This is a genomic window from Collinsella sp. OM04-5, from assembly GCF_003439125.1.
Lineage (GTDB): Bacteria > Actinomycetota > Coriobacteriia > Coriobacteriales > Coriobacteriaceae > Collinsella.
Window position 1 is genome coordinate 126,194 of record NZ_QSUU01000007.1, and the last position, 19,120, is coordinate 145,313.

Consider the following 19,120-nt stretch of genomic DNA (forward strand, 5'->3'; position numbering starts at 1 on the left):
ACGTTTGTCTCAATCTGTAACAGCCAGACCCTGTTGAGCCTCGTAGTTGTTGCAGATCAAGATATTGTGCGAACGTCCGCCCGTTCATCTCGATCTGTAACAGTTAGAGGCCAAATATCCCGCTTGGTGTTACAAATCGAGACATTAGGCTGACGGCCGGACCGTTCATCTAAATCTGTAACACCTAGAGCCATTTTTACTGGCCTGGTGTTACAGATTTAGATTTTGCCGAAGCCGAGGATGGGCGCTGCCACCAAAACCTAGCGCTTGCGGCGCTTGGTCGCGGCAACACCGGCGGCGGCAACGGTTGCGCCGGCGATACCCAGGGCGGCGACCGTCATCGCAGTGGCGTCTCCCGTGTTGACGAGCACAGCGTTATCGGACTTCTTACCGTTCTTGCCCTTACCCTTGGACTTGCCCGTCGTCACCGTTGTCGTCGTCGAAGTCGAACCACCCGCAGGAACCCCGGTACCGCCAGAGCCATCCGCACCGCCACCCTGCTCGCCGCCGCCAGGCGTCGGCTTGGGTTCCGGCTTGGGCTCGGGCTCCGGCCCGGGATCGGGCGTCGCCTCATCGGTCACCGTAATCGTAATGTTCAAGCGCTCCGAATACTCGCTATACGACATGCCGGGACGCTGCGCCGCAATGCGCACATACATATTGCTATCGAGCGCAATAGGCTCGGTGTACTTTACGCGGCCTTCGTCACGGCAGGGGCAGGTGTCGTTGGTGGTATACCAAATGGTCGTGCCATCCTCGGCCGAAAGCTCCAGCTTCGTGCCCTTGGGCACCGTAATGTAGTTCTCCTTGGGCGACCATGCACCAAACGTCGTCGCACCAATCGTCGCCACCGGTCGCACCGGTCGCACTGCCTCGGCAGACACGCGCACGTCAACCTGCTTGGACAGCGCCGTGCCATCCACCGCCGCCGTCAACGTCGTCAAACCAGGCAGAGCACCATGCAGCGCAAACGTCGCCGCGCCGTCCTCGCCCGTCACTGCCTGGGTGGCATCGACAGAGCAGATAGCCGAGGACTCCAGCCCAACACTAACCTTGGCGCCCGCAAACGGCTTGCCCGCCTTATCGGTCACGTGTGCCACCAGCTCAAAGTCGCCGCCCTCAAGCATGGTCACAGCTTGTTCCACGTTGAGCTTGAGCTTGTCGGCACGAACGCCCACGGCAAGCTCGCCACTTGCCCAGCGTGCCATGGCCTTGCCGGCGTAGTTGCGAGCACCGTCGAGCTCAAACGACACCGTCGAGCCCGCCTCACACGCATCGGCATAGCGAATACGCAGCACGCGCGACAGCGGCTTGCCATTGGGATCGTCCTGCTTGTCGAGCCACGTATACGTCACGTCGCCCAAGCCCTGCGCGCACAATGCGACCAGGGCATCGTCACTCGCATCCATATACTGCGTAAACTCAACCTCGACGCAATCGGTATAGGCATGGACCGAAGCTACCTCGGGCGCCGCCGTCGACACCAAACCAATGTTCACCTCAGTCTGAATCGGCGGCACGCGCAGCCAAGCCGAACGCGCCTCCTCATACCCGTCCTTAGTCACGCGCACCTGATACCAGCCGGTCGGCGTGTTCCAGTTGTACGCGCCATCGACACCCGTCGCAAGCGGATTGTCCTGTTCATACTCCTCGGCATCCCAACGCACTGCATTGGTACCGGCCGCATCGTCGGCGCTCCACAGCTCAACCGTCGCGCCTTCAACCGTATTGGACAGCAGACCCTCGTACACCACGCCCGCAGGGTCGGGTGCAGCCTTGGCGGCCACATGGCGATAACGCGCCTCAAAGATCGACTGCATCTTCTCGTCCGAGATCAAGCCGTCCTTGTTGGCCTTGTAGACCTCGGCATCGGTCAGCTCGCCCCAGTTGACCGTAATACGATTCTGGCACGCGCGTTCCACCTGCTCACAGGCGACATCGTAGGCGCACTCGGCATTGGTCAACTTAATCGCGCGCTCCGAGCCCACACTCGTCGAAGCCGCATCATAGGCAGCGCCCACCACGGTACCCGCCGAACCGGCCGTCAGCACGCCGGCAATTGTCATAATGGAGCCCACCGCCACATCGGTGCTGTCGTGGCAGAGCTGGCGATACAGCAGATCCTCAAACGCACGCGCCTTCTCCATGGCGTCACGCAGCGCGTAAATGCACTTCCAGTCGTCCTCGGTCTTCTCGGGCTTGGCAAGCAAGCGCGTATGCTGAAGCTCATAGCCCTCGCGCTCGCCCTTCACCTTCTGCATACGGATGTTCACGTTCTCCCAGTTCTTGCTGGCATCGTTCACGCCGTAAATGCCGGTAAAGATGCCGATGCCCTGGGTCGCCGCGGGAAACGCCTGGCCGGCCGCCTTCCACGCATCGGTCTTAAAGACCTGTCCGAACATCTCGCACTCGATCTTATAGCTCTTGAGCGAACGGATCGTGCGGATGAGCTTCATATGGGCGCTCACGTCGCCGTTGCGCTTCCAGGCCATGAGCCATCCGCGAATCGTAGAGTTATTGAGGCTGTGGACTACGTTCCAGTTATCGTACAGATTGTCCAAAATGTCGCATTGCATGGCGATCGAGTTAAACAGCAGCGCCTGGTTTTTGTTGTTATTGGAGTTCTCGATAAACTCGGACTCGATATAGGCCGTCTGCTCGCCATCGGGCGCGGCGACCTTAAAGCCCTTGACGGTATCGTCGTCAGCCGCCTTGTAGCTCAGCGAGCTGCCGAGCGCCTGGCCCAAATCGTTAAACCCGCTCGTCGACTGGCCGTTGTACTCGCTGGCCTTAATGCCCGCACACTTGTTGAGCGCCGCAGCGGTTGCGTCATTCCAGCTTCCGTATTGGTTGAGCTGGCCGATACCCATCGACTGGCCCACCAGATCCTCGGCCTGCTGGGCAATAAACTCCGCTCGCGATGCATGGTCAACAAGCTCCTTGAGCGCCGCCGCGTCCGCCGCGCTTGCACCCTGAGCCGACGCGAGTTCCTGGTACCAATCCTCACCGGTGCCGTACGCGTCCTCAAAGATCATCTTGTCCACGTTGACGCCATAGCTGTCGCCCTGCTTGGTCAGCAGCGCCGACGAGCCACCAACCGCAGCCTTAAGCTCGGCGGCAAACTGCGCCGCCTCGTCGTTGCCAGCATCATCACTCTCGCCTTCGCTGGCGGCAGGGGCGCGACGAGCCTTACGGGCAGCTCCACCTTGGGCTTCGTCCTCTTTACCGTTCTCATCCTCCTCGGCAAACGCATCGGCGACCATCTGGTCAATCGCGTCGTTAAAGGCCTCGTCGACATCATTAAACGAGTTATCCATCATATACTCGTGCCACTGCTGCACGGCATTCGAGAACTCCTGCTGGCGCTCCTCGGCCGCGGCGGAATGCTTTTTGGCCGAAGCTTTGGCGTCAAAACTCAGCATGGTCATAAGCTGAGCATTGGAGATGCGGTAGGTCTGCGGCATAAAGATTTGCTCAAAGTTGCCGCAGTTCACATAGGTCGAGTCATTCGCCTTGTTAAACTCATCGAGCAGCTTAAGGTAACCCTCGTCCACATACTCCGCCACATAGCGAACATGGGTGCCCTCGCGCGACTTTTGAGCCAGAGGAATCGTCACCGTCTTGCCATCCACGCAGTCCACGTACAGGTCGAGCGTGTCGGCGGCCTCTTCGTTTCCCACCTCGAGCGTGATGTCAAAGGTCCAGTAGGCGTTCTTCTTTTGTGGCAGATGATGGAAGGTCCACAGGCTCTTGCCGGTGTCCTTACCGTCCTTGACCAAGTTTTGCGTACCGCCACGATACGTCACATCAAAGTTCCAGACCGAAGCGCCCGGAACATAGCGCACATAATTGCGAGCCGTCACCTCTGCGGCAGCGGCGGCGACGTCGGTCGAGCCCACGCGCGCCTCGAGCGTCACGCGCTCGGCGGCAAGCGTATCCTGCGGCAGCTCGTATTCAATCTTGGCACGGCCGAGTTTATTGGTCTTGCCGGTGTACTTTGCAGCCGAGGCGCCCGCGCCCACGGTAAGCTGCACGCTTTTGCCGGGCGCTGCGTATACGTAGGCCACATTGCCCAGCAGGCTGTGAACGTCGGTGTTGTCGACCTCGATGCGCGATCCGCTAACCTCGAGTGTGGTGCTTCCCAGCGGCAATGTCACCTCGCCCAGCGTAATGAGCGGCGAGACGGCATAGATGCCCGCGGCCTTAGGCTTAAAGCGCACAAACACATCGGCGCCCATGCCCTTCCTCATATTGAGAACGAGGTTGTCGCCCTCCCAAGTTGTGCCAGCCCACATGGCATCGGAGCTGGCGCCGGCTTCGCGAGCGCCTGCGGACACATCCTCGACGGCATCCTTGGCCAGCGGAATCTCAATCTTGGCAGCCTGGCTGTCCTTGAGCTCGTAATGAATGCGCAGCTCGGTCTCCACACCAACGACCGCGGACGAATCAGCGATAACCGAGCCCGCCGTCAGCCCACGCTCGGCACGATACGTCTCCACGTCAAAGGTGGGGACGTCGAGCGTCACGTCGAGCTGTTTGCCGTCCTCAATCTTCACCTGCTTTTGCGCGATATGCTTACCCACGGTCAGCCCTAGGCGGCTAAACGTGGAATAGCTCGTCGCTTGGATGTCGTAGCTCGTCTTGTTAAAGGCGACGATGGTGTACGAACCGGCCTTAAGGCGCGGCGTCTCGGCCTTCATGATAGGCGTGGTGCCATCGTCTTCGTAACCCATCAAATAGGTTACACCGTCGGCAACGAGCTTGCCGTCGGACGTACGGAACACCAGCACGCGGTTGGCTCCCTGGTAGTCGCCCTTGGTCGTGACCGTCGCCGTACCCCAGGGCTTCAAGTCGATATCAACCTTGCCGGCCGAAGGTTTCACCGTCGCCGTCGCCCCGCCCAGCTTGAGTCTGTCTTTGGGCTCGAGCGTTATCTCCAGATCCTGGTCCGCGTCGGCAATGGCCTGCGACACCACGAGTGCTGTGCCCTGGATACGGAAGTCGTTTTCTTTGTCACCCTTGGCAGGTTTGAGCGTCTTGCCGCCGCTCTTCACCGTCAGATCGATGTTATCGAGACTGTCGAGCTCAATCCGCTCAGTTTTATCCTGGCCCACAATCGGTTCAAGATATCCCACGTTGAGCTCAATCGCGCGCGAGGCCGGAATCTTGGTAAAGTCCTCCGCCTTAATCTCTCCGATATTCCATGTGCCCGTCATCTGGTCGCCCGGGCGCGCCAGCACCATGTCATAGTAACCGCTGAGCGAAATGCGCAGGGTGGTTGCTGTCTTGGAGAGAGCGTCCGCTGTAAAGCTGCCGTCATCGCCAACCGCCAGCGGCGTGGACTGCCCCGCCTGCACGAGTGTAGCCGTCGCGCTCTGGGGAAGTTTGCCCGTCACCTGGGCCGCCTCGCCCATCCACTCAAACGTGTAGGCAGGCTTCGAGGAATCGACGGAGTCCTTGCGATCGGCCACGGCATCGGCAAGCTTTTTGACCATCGAGGGGTTGCCAGTCGAATCGGTCGCATAGGCATAGATGGTCTGGCCTTCACTAAAGGGAATCGCATACGTTACGCCATCGATTGTCACGCGCTCATTATAGTCGCCCGAATAGCCCGCCTCACCAAACTGAAGATCGGGGTTCATCACGCGCAGGGCAACGGCATTATGGTTCGTCTCGTTTCCGTATCTCGTGTTCTCAAAAGCTCCCCACTCTATCATTTCCACGCTTTTGGGTAGCACAATCTCTTTGCCGGCAATCGCAGGATCAAGAGAGGCGAACGCGTGCGCTCCGATATATTTAACGCCGTCGCCGATCGTCACCGACGACACAAAGGAGCACCCGTCAAAGGCATTGCGCTCAATCCGCTCCACCGTGCCCGGCACGTTGATCTGGGTAAAGGTGAGCACTGTTGTGTCCGAGACATAGAACTGCGGCACGCCGCAATAGGCGAATGCAAGATAGTCGATAGTTTTGACCGAAGGCGGCAGCGTTGCCACCACATTGTCGTCAAGTTGTTCACATTCCTTAAAGGCCTGCTCGGGAATCGTGGTAAAGGCCGCGTTGTTGGGCCAGGTTACCGTTTGGAGCGTCTTGCTTTTGTAGAATGCATAGCTCTTGAGCTCCTCGACCGAATCGGGCAGTGCGATCTCTTTGATGCTGCTGCCGCCCAAGCCTCCAACCGAGCGGACATGCGAATTAGGGGCGAAGGTGATCGATGTGAGCGTAGCGCTTCCCATACCCGTAAGGCTTACGACATGCTTGCCGTCGATGGTCGAGGGCACCTCCAACGTGGTAATGCCCGCGTCGCCATACTCGATAGAAATTTCGTTGGTGAGGCTATCGATCGAGAAGTAGTACTGCGCGGGAGTCTGCTCGCCGGCCACGTAGCCATCATCGTATTCGCCTTTTACGCCCGTGGCGCCCTTCGAGGTCATCCAGAGCCCAAGATCCTCATTCCAGGTTGCTTCGGCTTCGGCGGCCTCCTCCTGCTTCTGCTGTTCGGCGAGCTCCTTGCCCTCGACAAGATCGATGGCGAGCGTGCCCACGGGCGTGCTCTCGGTCTGCCCAGCACCCGTCAGGCCTGCCGCTGATGCAATCTCGGAGTCCGGGGGCGTAGGGGTGTCACCGGTATCGAGCACTGTGGGGTCGGCAGCGCCGGCATCGGGCGCGGTGTCGGCAGCGTTGGCGGCATCGACATTGGGCGCGGCGTCGGCGGGGTCGACGGCGTCTACTTGGTCGACATCCGTCTGCACAAAGGTGCTATCGGTGGTGAACACCTCAGCAAACGCGCCCACAGGCAACGAGCCCGTCACCATAGTGAGGGTCACCGCGGCAATGGTCAGGCGGCGGCAAAGCGCTCGAACAGTAGTCCACCTCATGGTCGTTCCTTTCCTGCAAACCAAAAGTCATCCAGCGTAATCGTTGTCCAAAAACAAAGCGAACGGTAGGTTCATATATACGAACCTACCGTTCTACCTGCGCAAACCGCCACAAAGGGGACACGCACCTTTGTGGCGGTTCTGGACTTGGCCGGCCAGTTTGTCTCGATCTGTAACAGTTAGAGGTCAAATTCCCCGCTTGGTGTTACAGATCGAGACATTAGATTGGCGGCCATTCGGTTCATCTCAATCTGTAACACCTGGAGCCCAAATATCTGGCTTGGTGTTACAGATTGAGATCTTGCAAAAGCCGAGGATAGGCGCCGCCACCAAAACCTAACGCTTGCGGCGCTTGGTCGCGGCGAGGCCGGCGGCGGCTACGGTTGCGCCGGCGATGCCTAGGGCAGCGACCGTCATCGCGGTGGTATCCCCCGTGGTAGCCAGGACAGCATCGCTCTTCTTGGCCGGCGTGGTTTTCTCAACCGTCTTGGTCGTAGCGGTTGTCGTGGCCGACTTGGCCGCGGGTTTGGTCTCGGGCTTAACCTCGGGCTTAGTCTCAGGCTTAACCTCAGGCTGCGGTGTCGGCTTGGGATCCGGCGTAGGCTGCGGATCGGGAGTCGGCGTGGCCTCAGGCGTAAAGGTCAGATCGGTGTTGAGCCACAGGGTGTAGATCCAGCCGCTGTCCTCATCGGATACGCTATCCGCGACCTGGTAGCCGCACTCCTGGCCGTTGATCACCAGCTTGGTGTCGGGCGTAAAGTAGAAGCCGCGCGCGGACTTGAGGTAGATACCGTAGCGATAGGTCACGCCGGGCTTAAAGACGTCGATGTGATTCGTGATGTTCTGATCCCAGAACTTCTGAGAGTTCACTTCGCTGCCATCGCTGCCCGTCCAGAACTCACACTGAGGAAGGGAGTTGGAACCCGTCGGAACATTCGCCGTAAAGACCGGCTTATCGCCCGCCTTGAAGATGGTCGTGGCGCCGTTGATCTCGATAACGTCGATGGCCCGCCATTCGTCGATCGGCTGCTCGCACAGCATATTGTCAGCGTTTGGCGCGAAGACGCCGTTGACGGTCTTGATGTGGTGCGCCCAATGACCGTTGACGTACATCATGCAGTCATCGGCCACGGTATTGTCGCCCTTGAGCCTCAGCTCAACGGAGTACATGTAGAACTTGCCCTCTTCGAAGTGTTCGATCCTCCTCGCGCCCGTCGGATACTTGGCAGGGTCGGAATACCAGAAGGCAACGGGCGTGAGCTCCGCAGGGTCGCTGCCATCCATCTCCTCCCAGCACTCATACGCGATCTCATACTTGTCGGCATCGGCGGCAGGAATCGTCGCGGTCGCACGCGGCGCCTCGCCGGGCGCGTAGTCGGTTTTCACATCGTTGACGTTTAGATTCTCAAGAGCTTCGTTTTCCGACGAAGTAGGCATCGTAATTGTTTTAATAGCAGGGACATACAGGAATTCTCCGCTTAGACTCGACTTTACGGTTTCCCCGTTTACGGTAACAACGGTTTCATCGCTGAAGGAATATCCGTCTTTTGGCTTCAGCATAAGAGAATACACGTACTCTTTCCCGCTTTTAAACTTTGTAATAGTCGGCAGGGAACCATGTGAGCCGTTATCGGAATACCAGGCAGCAACGGGTTCGTTGTTTTCAAATTCCTGCCAGCATTCATAAGCGATTTCGTATTTATCTGCATCGTAGTTAGGGACACCTGCCGTCGCCTGCGGACCAGTATCCAGCTGCCAATTGAAGTTCGTATTCTGAACATTGGCAAAGGAGATGGATTCCGATTCTGATTCCGCTGCCGGGATAACAAGGCACGCCCTCTCGTAGACATGGGTGCGGGTGTAGTAGTCATCCCGGATCTCGTTAATAGTGGGTTTCCCGGTCGCCTCGGTGTCTCCTTTAAAGGCGTCGTCCGGATCACCGATGATGATATTCCCGGGCTCTGTACCCGTATACGTAAGCTTGGATCCATCATAGGTGGTCGTCATCTTGGACTTATTCTCCTTGTACTCCGTAAAGTACTTCTGCTCCTCCTTCTGTCTCTGAATCTTGCTGATATCCAGGGTAAGCGTTGTTTTATTGCTCGCACTGTCATACGCCGCATGGACGATCAAGTCCCCCAGGCCGATAAAAGTCAAAGCGCTGCCATCGAGAGCAGACTGGTCTCCATCTACAAGGGCAATCCCCTTCACATACTCAATCGTTTCTTCTTTCTTGATGTCGGTGTAATTGTTCCGCACCGTAATATTGACCCTAACGCCGCTGCCGCCAACAACATCGGTCACACCGCAGGGCATGATGGCGTCATTCGCCGGCGTGGCGGCGTTATCGCTGGGAGTATTTTGTTCAGCGGGTGCCGCATCGTTGGATTCATCGGTGGCGCCAGTCGGGGCCGTCTGCTGAGGCTCAGCGGTGGCTTGCGCCGCCGGAGCAGCATCGGTTGCAGGTGCGGTCGAAGCAGCCGGTGCGGTCGTTGCCGCCGTATCCTCCGCAACCGTCGGCGTCACCGGAGCCGCGGCAACCTCGTCCATCGCACCGACGGGATCGGCGCATTCCGTCGCCAGCGCCACGCTCGGCAGCAGCAACTGACCGACCATAAGCGCGCACGCGCCGGCGCAAGCTATTTTGGCACCCACACAACGCCAGGTACCGTGAACCAGCGAGCAGGTACGCTCACGCTGAGTTTGCTTATCAAAGTGGCTTCCGTTCATAACGGCCTCCTTGGTCGATGGGCCATACCACCACAAAGGTGCCTGTCCCCTTTGCGGTGGCCCTGTACGACCAAGATGCGCCAAATGACTCCGTACGCCTAGGTTCGTAGATGCGAACCTAGGCCTCTACCTGCGGAAATACAAAGAGCCGCCGCAAGAGCATTTATGCCCACGCGGCGGCTGAAAATGACTATGAAAGCTTGCGCTAGCGATTGCGGCGCTTGGACGCGACGAAGCCGGCGCCGATGACGGACGCACCGGCAATGCCGAGGGCTGCCGCCGCCATCGCAGCGTTGTCGCCTGTGGCAGCCAGAACACCGGAAGCGTTTTTGGCGCCGGCGGCAGTCTTGGTCGTAACGGTCTTGGTGACCGCCGTGTTGGTCTTTACGTCCTTGTCTACGGACTTGAGGCCAGGCTTCTGCTCGGGATTGGGTATGGGGTCGGGATCGGGCTCCGGCGTCGGCTCTGGATCGGGCGTCGGCTCCGGCTCCTGTCCGTCTCCAAAATCAATCACTACATCATGGGCGACCTCGGCAGAACCGACGATATCCGTAATGGCAGACGAACCGGCAACACCGACGACCTGCCCGTTCTGGGAGCTCGGCCATTTCCCCGTATCGACAACCTTTTTCACATCGCGCACGGCACCGTCCGTCGGAGTCGTAATCATCGCGTTTCCTCGTAAATCGATCATCGCGGCACGGAACAGCGTCGCAGTCGCGTCGTTGCAGTTGATCGCATAGATTCCCGCAGTCGCGTCCGAGGCCTCAATCTTCGATTTGCGAATCTTGATACGAGGCGTTTCCGACCCGGTGTTTGCCTCTGCCATGATTCCAAAACTTTGATTGCGGACGGCATCGATGCCGTTTGCAGCAGACAGGCTTCGAGACGTAAGATTCGACTCCTCGACAAGCATCCACACCGCACCGCTTTGCGAACGCGCGCTGATGCCCGCCGAGAGCGAAGCCGCACTGCCGGCGGAAAGCGCGACATCGGCTCTGTTGACGATTTTCATGAGGGTATTCTTTTTGATACCGACCGTATTGATGCACACGGAAACCTGCCAGGCATCGGCTGTCTTGATCGACAGGTTGGCGGCATCGATCGTGACGTCGCCCCCGTGCACGGAGACATAATCCGGTTCTTCCTGCTCGCCTTCCTGAGCAGCGTGTCTACTGGGAAGGTTATCGGCAAAGATACCGTAGGTGCCCACCGTTGGACGCCAAGATCCTTCCGCCGATTTTGCCTCGATTTTGACATCGGCGCCCTTATCGATCGTCACGCTGCCGGCCGTCGCGCGAATGCCCGTCGCACTGTTCACTGCGCCCGAAGCCGTCACGTTGACGTTGGCGCCGCTGATGGTCACATCGCCACCCGCATTGCCGTCGCCTTCCGCCGCAATCACATCGGTCTGGGCCGTCGCATTAAGGGTGCCGTCGCCGGTAATGGCAAGGTTGCCGTTCTTGGCAGCAATAGCGCTCTGACCGGCATCGGCCGTGATGGTGTTGGTGCCCGCCACATCGATGGTGAGGTTGCCCTGAGCGCTGATGCCGGTACCGTCGTAGCCGTTGAGCTTCATGTCGTTAGCGCCATCCCAGGACCAGGTTCCCGCATCGTCGCCGGCGGCAGTGCCCGCGTCGTACTGCGTGCCGCCCACGTTGACCCAGTCGGCGGCGAGCGCCACGCTCGGCAGCAGCAGCTGGCCGGCCATGAGCACGCAGGCCCCCGCGCAGGCGAGTTTTGTGCCTACGCGGCGCCATGTTCCGTGGGAGAACGAGCACGCACGGCCGTGGTTGATTGAGTTGTCATGGATTTGCTTTCGCATGTGAGCCTCCTTGTCGTAAGGGGTGCTTCTATAACACCATGTTACGGGAAGATATCCGGATCCTGGGACACAAATTCTCATGTGGCGCACCTGCCAGCGCAAAAGGCAACGAGCATGCAATTGGCAAGCGCACCCCGCCCCCCACGAAAGGCCTGCCCCCTACCGTCATGGTCTACAATCGAGGGCACGATTGTTCCGTCCACCCAAAGGACCGTCCTTGAACCTGAGTAAGCCTAAAATCAACGCGCTTCTGGCACTTGCGCTCTTTACCTTTGTCTTTCTTGCCGCCGAGTTTCGATTCGACATCAATGTCGGGCTACTCACCGGTGCCGAACGCGTTGTGCTCGCACAGGGCTTTATCCTGGGCGCCAGCGTGATCGGCTTTATCGGATATGCGCCGCTGCTCGGGCTCGCACAGCGCAAAGGCCGGCCTCAGGCAGTTGTCAGCGCCGCCGTCCCCATCGCCATCTTGGGGTTGACTCAGATTCAGTCCCCCACGAGCCCGCTTGCGCTCGAGATTCTGGGATGCCTCGCATTCCTCGGACTCGGCCTACTGGGCGGCGCGGCACACCATGCCTTCGCAACGACATTCCAAGACGATCCCAAGCTCGCCACCGGTGCGGGAGCAGCCTATGCCGCGGGCATCCTGATGCAGTTCGCCATCAACCTGCTCAATTGCGGCGGCATCGCAGAGCTCATCATTCTTGGCGCGGCAACGATCGCCGTCTCCGCCCTCAGCGTCGTTCCCCAAAAGGCTGCCGAGAGCTCCAGTCCCTCCATCAATCCCTTTGTTGAGCCCTCTCATGCCCTCGCCAAACAGGCATGCTGGAGCATCGCGCTCGTCATGATTCTCGCCTGCCTGTTCTCTACTCTTGATAACGTGGTCACGTTCTCCAACGCCCACGGCACCATCGCCGTGCAAACCTGGCCACGCCTCTTTTTGGCAGCGAGCGGTCTGCTTGCCGGCATCGTCTTTGACCTTGCCGAGCGTCGCTATATGGGACTCGTCATGCTCGGCGTCACGGTGCTTTCCACCATTTCCATCCTGGCCGTGGAAGCGGGCGCCGATCCCAACCTGGGCCTTGTCGTCTTTTACCTGAGCTCGGGCTTTTTCGTCACGTTCTTTACCGCCACGTTTACTCAGCTGGCACCGCACATGCACGTACCCGCCTTCTGGGCCGGCATGGGCCGTGCGGCCAATAACGTGTGCGCGTTCACCACGTCGGGCGTCTCGCTTGCGCTTGTGACCTCGGGCAATGTTGCTCTCATCATGATCGGTGCGCTCATTTTGCTCGTCGCCGCCTGCGCAGCATTCGTGGCAGCCGGCTTGTTCCGCCTGCCCCAAACCGAGCAGGAGCGCGAACATCAACAGCTTGCCGAGGAGGCGCTGGCAGCACCGAATATCGAGGAGCAGCGTCGGGCCTTCATCACCGATCACGCTCTCACCCCGCGCGAAGTCGACGCGCTCATAGCCGTAACCCAGGATGAACGCCCGCTCAAGCAGGTCGCCGAGGAGCTCGGCATCTCGATGCGCATGGTCCAGCGCCACCTGAGCTCCATTTATCAAAAGACCGACACGCAGACGCGCGCCGGTCTCACCAAGGCCTTCCCCTCCGCCTAAAACAAAAACCACCACAAAGGTGCCTGTCCCCTTTGTGGTGGTTTTGATCGGCTAGCCCTCGAGCTGCGCCAGCTTGTAGCGGTAGGCCGCCGCGATGACGTCTTTGCAGCCTTCGCGCCCCAGCTTGGCGCGGTTGACGACGATATCCTTACCGCTCGTCATCTTCCACTTGCCGGCGCTGTAGCGCTTATAGAACGCCTCGCGCGCCTTCTGCTGCTGTTTGACCAGCTTGGCGCCCTTCTTTTTGTTGAGGCCACGCTTCTTGCGCACAATCTCGACGCGGTCCTCAAAGGGAGCGGTCACCAACACGGCAATGTGGTTGGGGTTGTTGCGAAGCAGGTAATCGGACAGGCGGCCTTCGATAATGCAGCTCTCGGTCTCACCCAAGTCCAAAATCACCTGGCTCATCTTTTGGAATAGCTTGTCCGAGTACGAACGGGCATCGTAGCGGTCGGGCAGAAACGCCATGTTCTCCACGGCCAGGCGCTCATCATAGGCGGCCATCTTATCGAGCGACTCGCCCGCGCGCAGCGACGCACGCACCAGCAGCTCGTTGTCGTACAGCGGAATCCCCAACTCGTTGGCGAGGATGCGTCCGATCTCGTGTCCCTCGGCACCAAAGTCGCGCGCGATGGTAATGACCACAGGATTCTTCTTGTTCTCCAGATCGCTCATCGCGATTCCTTTCTAACAAATGAGAAAAGGGCTGTTTATCTCTTATTCCCACGATACCGTACCTGGGTTTTCCTGGTGCCCAAGATTGGCCTGAAAGAGGAGCGACGCGTACTTTGGTACGCGAGCGACGGTTTGAAGGCCAAGGTTGGGTGCCAGGGAAAGCCAGGCTATGCGGCTACGATGCGGCGTTGGTAAGCTCGGACCAGCAGCGAGATACCAAAGTTGAGCACAAAGTACATCGCAAACACCAGGCCGTAGAGCATAAGCACCTGCGACAGATCGATCGCGTGGGCCATCACGACGTTTGCCGTGTACATGAGCTCGGCCACGTTAATGCCCGAAAGATACGAGCTGTCCTTGATGACGGTCGTGCACTGGCTAAACAGCGCCGGAATAATCGTCTTAAACGTCTGCGGCAGAATGATGTAGCGCATGGTGGCAAAAAAGCCGAAGCCTTGGCTCTGCGCTGCCTCAAACTGGCCGCGCGGAATCGAGTTGAGGCCGCCGCGCACAATCTCGGCCATAACAGCGCTGGTAAACAGCGTAAAGGCGATGGTCGAAATCACAATGTCCAAGCCCTGCACCGTAAAGTAGATAAACAGGATCCACAGCAGGTTCGGCGTGCAACGGAACAGCTCGATATAGGCACTCACCAAAATACGGAACGGGCGGGGCGCATAGCTTTTAACAAGCGCCAGCACCGTGCCAAAGATGAGCGAGAAAAAGATCGACAGCGCCGAGATCTCGATCGTCTTAACAAAGCCGCCCCAAATGTAGAGCAGGTTGGTCGCGTTGAAGATTTCCATGCGCTAGGCCTCCTCTACGTTGTCGAGCCCCAGCTCGGCGAGGCTCACGCCGCGCGGACGCTCCTTGGAGCGGCGCTCGAGCCACTGCACCAGCATGGCGAGCGGAAAGCAGATGATGAAGTACATAAGGCAGCAGACGATGTATCCCTGCAGATAACCGTACAGACTCACAAAGTTGTCGGAACGGTACATAAGGTCGCCGCCGGCCACAAGCGCCAGCACCGACGTGTTCTTGACCAAGTTGAGCGCCTGGTTACACAGCGGCGGCAGAATGATCTTGAATGTCTGGGGCAGCACGATGTACCAGTACGCCTGCGCACGGGTGAAGCCCTGGCTCTGCGCCGCCTCCATCTGACCGCGCGGAACCGCCTCGATACCGGTGCGGATAACCTCCGAGATGTAGGCCGCGTGATACAGGCCCACGCCCAAGAAGCCCAGCACGAACGGCGCGATGCGCACCGGCTGGTCGGCACCGGTTATGGCTTGCAAAAACTGCGGACCGGCCATGTACATAAAGAGCACCTGCACGGGCAACGGGGTGTTCTGGTAAAACTCCACGTACACGCGGCTTATGGCGCGCAGCACGCGCGAACGGGTGGTGGAGAACACGCCCAGCAGCGTGCCCAGCACCAGCGACAGCAGCAGACCGGCAACGACCACCTGCAGCGTCACGCCAAAGCCCTCCCAGAAGGGCCCCATGTTTTGAAATGTCGTCGACCAACGGTCGGCGTCAAATAATCCTTCGAGCATTTGATTCCTTCCTTGGACGATGCGTCTATACAAGACCCCAGGTCTTGACCTCTTGGTCGAGCCAGCCGTCGGCCAGGCGATCGCAAATCACCTGATCGACCACGGCCGAAAGGTCGCAGCCCTTCTTGGTCGCCACGCCGTAGCCCTGCTCGCCAAACTTGACCTCGGGCTGCAGCAGCTCAACGGTCTCGTTCATGTAACCGGCCAGCGTGGAGCGGTCCATGGCAAAGACGTCGATATTGCCGGCGTCGAGCGAACTCTTGATGATGGGGTAGCCGCTAAAGGCCCTAAACTCGGGCTTGCAGCTAAAGCCGTTGTCCTTGATCATCTGCTCGATCAGGCCCTGCGTGGTGGCACCCTGGCTCACGCCAATGACCTTGCCGTCCAAGTCCTCAATCGAGGTAAAGCCCGAACGCTTCTTGACCATGAGTCCCACGTAGTCGGTGCGGTACGGCGTCGAGAAATCCCAGCTCTTCTTGCGCTCGTCGGTGATGGTGTAGGTCGCCGCGACCACGTCGAGTTGGCCGTTATCGATCAGCGGGCCGCGCGTCTTGGGCGTTACGTCGGTAAACTCGACAAGCTCCTGGGCGCGGGCCTCCTTGTAGCTCACGCCAAAGACGGCAGCGGCGATCTGGTAGCACAAATCGACTTCCATGCCCTCAAAGCGGCCCTTGGCGGTGTCGTAATAGCCATAGCCGGGAACGTCCTTCTTGACGCCGGCATTCAGATGTCCACGCGACTTAATGGCCGCAAGCTTGGACCCCTTGTCGGAGCCCTCGCCGCGGGTGGAGTTGCCGCAACCGGTAAGCGCGGTCCCCGTCAGCGCAAGCATGCCGGCGCCCGCCAGCTGCAAAAAGTGACGGCGCGACACGGCCGCCCTCGTCATATCCGTCATGTCCATCACCGCGCCTAGTGCAGAATCTTGGACAGGAACTCGCGGCAGCGCGGGTTCTCGGGGTTATCGAAGAAGTGCTCGGGCGTGCCCTCCTCCAGAATGCGGCCGTCCTCCATAAAGATGACGCGGTCGGCCACCTGGCGCGCAAAGCCCATCTCGTGCGTCACGCAGATCATGGTGATGTCCTCCTGCGCGAGCTCAATCATAACGTCCAGAACCTCCTGGACCATCTCGGGGTCGAGCGCCGAAGTCGGCTCGTCAAACAGGATGATGGGCTGCTTGGTGCACAGGGCGCGGGCGATGGCGATGCGCTGCTGCTGACCACCCGAGAGATTCTGCGGATACTCGCCGGCCTTATGCGCCATGCCGACGCGCTTGAGTGCGGCGATGGCGATCTCGGTCGCCTCCTCCTTGCTCTTCTTTTGCAGCTTGATGGGCGCGAGCGTCAGGTTGCCGAGCACCGTCATGTTGGGATACAGGTTGAACTGCTGAAACACCATGGAACTATACTTGCGAGCCATCTCCAGGTGGTTCTTTTTGGTAAGCGGCGTACCGTCGATGATGACCTCGCCCGACGTGGGCTCCTCCAGATAATCGACGCAACGGATGAGCGTCGACTTACCCGAGCCGGAAGGCCCGATCATTACGAGCTTCTCGCCGCGCTTGACGGTGAGGTTGATATCTTTGAGCACATGCAGGTCGCCAAAGTACTTGTTGAGATGCTTGATCTCGATCATGTCTGCCATGTATGTCCCTTCCCTGCGTTTACACGAGTTGAACTATTGTACGGAAAGAACCACGTTTCCGCAGCCCACACTACATTCCCGTAAAGAACCCGCAATCTTCCACCTGCTCGTTGGTGCTCATTGGGGACAGACTTAAATGAGTACCCCCCGTGGGTACTCATTTAAGTCTGTCCCCAATGAGCACCGAAAATAATACAACCGCCCTTGTTGAGCATAAGTCAGCGAAAACCCGTACACGCGAGCAAGGTGACGTGAAATGAAAGGGCGCAGACCTTATGGTCGCGCCCTTGAAATTGAACGTCAGATTGCCGTGTGTACGGGTTTGCAGCGTCGAGCCGTTACGCGAGTTTGGCGCCGACGATCTTTGCCGCCGCAGGCTTGTCGAAGTTGCCGCCGGTGGCCTTGCCGAGTGCGCCCATGACCTGGCCCATCTGCTTCTTGGACGTGGCACCCAGCTCGGCGATGACCTGCTCGATCAGGGCCTCGAGCTCCTCGCCCGAAACCTGCGCGGGCAGCAGGCTCTCCAGAATCTTGACCTGCTCGGTCAGGTTGTCGGTACGCTCTTGGTCGGTGCCGGCCTTGATGGACATCTCCAGCGTCTCGCTCGTCTGCTTAATCAGACGCTTGATCATGCTGTTGACGTCTTCCTCGGTCACATCGCGGCGCTCGTTGACCTCGATATTCTTCACCTCGGCCTTGACCTGGCGAATGATGGACAGGCGAACCTTGTCCTTAGCCTTCATGGCTGCGATCATTTCCTTCTGCAGCTCTTCGTTGGTCATCTGCAAATCCTCCTCAATAGTGCGGGCGACACTCACACGAGCGCCGCCCCATGATTACTCAGTCGTCGACGAATTGTCGGTCGAACTCTTGGTGACGCCCTTCAGGCTGACGTTGTACGGCACGTCCTTGGGCATGGGATTGACGGTGATGTCGGCATCCTTCTTGTACTGCTCCAGCCACTCGCTATACGCAGTGCTGGCCGCCTGCGTCTTCACCACGTTGGAAACGTACTTCTTGATGGCCTTGGGCACCTGCTTGATATCATCGACCTGGCTATCGACATGGAAGTAGTCGGTGCACTTGATGATGTGGTAGCCATAGGTCGACTCGACCACGTCGCTCACGTCGCCCTTGTTGAGCCCCTCGAGTGCCGTCTGGTAGCTGTCGACGAAGGTGGTGAGCTTGTCCCAGCCCACGTCCCCCTTCTTCTCCTTGGAACCGGTGTCCTCGGAGTACTGCTCAACGGCGTCCTCAAAGCTCAGCTCACCGGAGTTGATCTTGTCCAGGCACTCCTGCGCTTTGGCCTTGGCGGCGGCCTTGTCCTCGTCGGAAGCGTCGGAATCGACCTTGATCAGAATATTCGACGAGCGACGGGCGTCATTGTAGTTGGACAGGTTCTCGTTGATGTAATCGACGATCTCGCTGTCCTTGGGCTTGCTGGTGGGCGCCACGGCATCTTTGAGCTTTTGCTGCGCCAGGCTCTCCTTGAGCGAGCTCTTATAGGTGTCCTCGGTGTAGCCGTAGGTCTTGAGGGTCTTCTTAAAGGCCTTGGCACCGCCCGCGCTCTTGCACGCGTCCTTCCAAGCCTTCTCGACCTCCTCGTCCGACACCGTCGCGCCGTTCTCCTTCTGTGCCTGTTGAAGCAGAATCTGCTGCGTGTAGGAGTCGATGAGTTGCTTGCGGTACTTCTTGGGCGTGAGGTCGTTGTCGACCAGATACTGCGCCCAGTCCTTGTCCTTGGTGTAACCGTAGGACGTGCGCATGCTCATGATCTGCTTGGTCACGGTGTCCTCGGTGAGGTTGGTGCCGTTGATAGTAGCAGCCACACCGCCGGTAAGCTTGTAGCCCGAGGTATCCTCTGCCTGCGACATGAGACCGGAGCACGCCATGGCCGAGACGGATAGCAGCATCGCCAGCACGCCGATGACCACCAGAACGATCTTGACGGTCTTAGACACGTACGTCTTGCGCTGCTTCTTACGAGAGCTCGACGCGGCGCGGGCCTGCTGCTCGGGCGTCGGTGCGGCCTCGGAGTTCTTTTTCTTGTTTGCCATAGTTGGCCTTTCGCATCACGAATCGAACAAACGCCATTGTGTCACAACGCAGCCCCCGCGACAAAGGGGCAGCCCTGGCACTTGGGGACGTTCCTTTTAATATGAGCAGGACATTGTCAAGAGGCAAAATCGGGCCT

Annotated in this window: 11 protein-coding genes; 1 reads left to right on the forward strand and 10 read right to left on the reverse strand. The window is 59.0% G+C overall.

Features of this window, described 5'->3' with window-relative positions; all coding sequences use genetic code 11:
- Positions 1–260: 260 nt before the first annotated feature.
- The 3 genes from DXB53_RS05805 to DXB53_RS05815 form a co-directional block, all read right to left on the reverse strand.
- On the reverse strand, positions 261–6,878 hold the full coding sequence (locus DXB53_RS05805) for a leucine-rich repeat protein (protein WP_117583701.1): 6,618 nt from the start codon (positions 6,876–6,878) through the stop codon (positions 261–263).
- A 336-nt stretch (positions 6,879–7,214) separates the two neighbouring features.
- Positions 7,215–9,608: an LPXTG cell wall anchor domain-containing protein gene (locus DXB53_RS05810; protein WP_117583702.1), complete on the reverse strand. Its 2,394-nt coding sequence runs from the start codon at positions 9,606–9,608 to the stop codon at positions 7,215–7,217.
- 205 nt (positions 9,609–9,813) lie between these two features.
- Entirely contained in the window at positions 9,814–11,433 is a 1,620-nt protein-coding gene (locus DXB53_RS05815; protein ID WP_117583703.1) for an LPXTG cell wall anchor domain-containing protein, read from the reverse strand.
- Between the two features lie 217 nt (positions 11,434–11,650).
- Here DXB53_RS05815 and DXB53_RS05820 point away from each other — a divergent pair, with 217 nt between their 5' ends.
- On the forward strand, positions 11,651–13,054 hold the full coding sequence (locus DXB53_RS05820) for a LuxR C-terminal-related transcriptional regulator (protein ID WP_158556500.1): 1,404 nt from the start codon (positions 11,651–11,653) through the stop codon (positions 13,052–13,054).
- 51 nt (positions 13,055–13,105) lie between these two features.
- Here the strand turns inward: DXB53_RS05820 and DXB53_RS05825 are convergent, their stop codons facing one another.
- From DXB53_RS05825 to DXB53_RS05855, 7 genes are all read right to left on the reverse strand, one after another.
- Complete coding sequence (locus DXB53_RS05825; RefSeq protein ID WP_117583705.1) at positions 13,106–13,729, reverse strand: AAA family ATPase; 624 nt, start codon at positions 13,727–13,729, stop codon at positions 13,106–13,108.
- A gap of 167 nt (positions 13,730–13,896) precedes the next feature.
- Positions 13,897–14,535 (reverse strand): amino acid ABC transporter permease, encoded by a 639-nt coding sequence (locus tag DXB53_RS05830; RefSeq protein WP_055285379.1) that lies wholly within the window; start codon positions 14,533–14,535, stop codon positions 13,897–13,899.
- Between the two features lie 3 nt (positions 14,536–14,538).
- Positions 14,539–15,285, reverse strand: coding sequence for an amino acid ABC transporter permease (locus tag DXB53_RS05835; RefSeq protein ID WP_035136546.1), 747 nt, complete (start codon positions 15,283–15,285; stop codon positions 14,539–14,541).
- 25 nt (positions 15,286–15,310) lie between these two features.
- Complete coding sequence (locus DXB53_RS05840; RefSeq protein WP_117583706.1) at positions 15,311–16,186, reverse strand: transporter substrate-binding domain-containing protein; 876 nt, start codon at positions 16,184–16,186, stop codon at positions 15,311–15,313.
- An 8-nt stretch (positions 16,187–16,194) separates the two neighbouring features.
- On the reverse strand, positions 16,195–16,926 hold the full coding sequence (locus tag DXB53_RS05845) for an amino acid ABC transporter ATP-binding protein (protein WP_055251548.1): 732 nt from the start codon (positions 16,924–16,926) through the stop codon (positions 16,195–16,197).
- 338 nt (positions 16,927–17,264) lie between these two features.
- Complete coding sequence (locus DXB53_RS05850; RefSeq protein ID WP_006235801.1) at positions 17,265–17,708, reverse strand: GatB/YqeY domain-containing protein; 444 nt, start codon at positions 17,706–17,708, stop codon at positions 17,265–17,267.
- 54 nt (positions 17,709–17,762) lie between these two features.
- Positions 17,763–18,983, reverse strand: a complete 1,221-nt coding sequence (locus DXB53_RS05855) for a peptidylprolyl isomerase (protein ID WP_117583707.1) — start codon at positions 18,981–18,983, stop codon at positions 17,763–17,765.
- Positions 18,984–19,120: the final 137 nt, after the last annotated feature.

Excerpts from the sequence above, each read along its gene's own strand:
- DXB53_RS05815 (WP_117583703.1), bottom strand. The coding sequence starts at position 11,433 with ATGCGAAAGCAAATCCATGACAACTCAATCAACCACGGCCGTGCGTGC.
- DXB53_RS05830 (WP_055285379.1), bottom strand. The coding sequence starts at position 14,535 with ATGGAAATCTTCAACGCGACCAACCTGCTCTACATTTGGGGCGGCTTT.
- DXB53_RS05850 (WP_006235801.1), bottom strand. The coding sequence starts at position 17,708 with ATGACCAACGAAGAGCTGCAGAAGGAAATGATCGCAGCCATGAAGGCT.
- DXB53_RS05805 (WP_117583701.1), bottom strand. The coding sequence starts at position 6,878 with ATGAGGTGGACTACTGTTCGAGCGCTTTGCCGCCGCCTGACCATTGCC.
- DXB53_RS05810 (WP_117583702.1), bottom strand. The coding sequence starts at position 9,608 with ATGAACGGAAGCCACTTTGATAAGCAAACTCAGCGTGAGCGTACCTGC.
- DXB53_RS05840 (WP_117583706.1), bottom strand. The coding sequence starts at position 16,186 with ATGGACATGACGGATATGACGAGGGCGGCCGTGTCGCGCCGTCACTTT.
- DXB53_RS05835 (WP_035136546.1), bottom strand. The coding sequence starts at position 15,285 with ATGCTCGAAGGATTATTTGACGCCGACCGTTGGTCGACGACATTTCAA.
- DXB53_RS05825 (WP_117583705.1), bottom strand. The coding sequence starts at position 13,729 with ATGAGCGATCTGGAGAACAAGAAGAATCCTGTGGTCATTACCATCGCG.
- DXB53_RS05845 (WP_055251548.1), bottom strand. The coding sequence starts at position 16,926 with ATGGCAGACATGATCGAGATCAAGCATCTCAACAAGTACTTTGGCGAC.
- DXB53_RS05855 (WP_117583707.1), bottom strand. The coding sequence starts at position 18,983 with ATGGCAAACAAGAAAAAGAACTCCGAGGCCGCACCGACGCCCGAGCAG.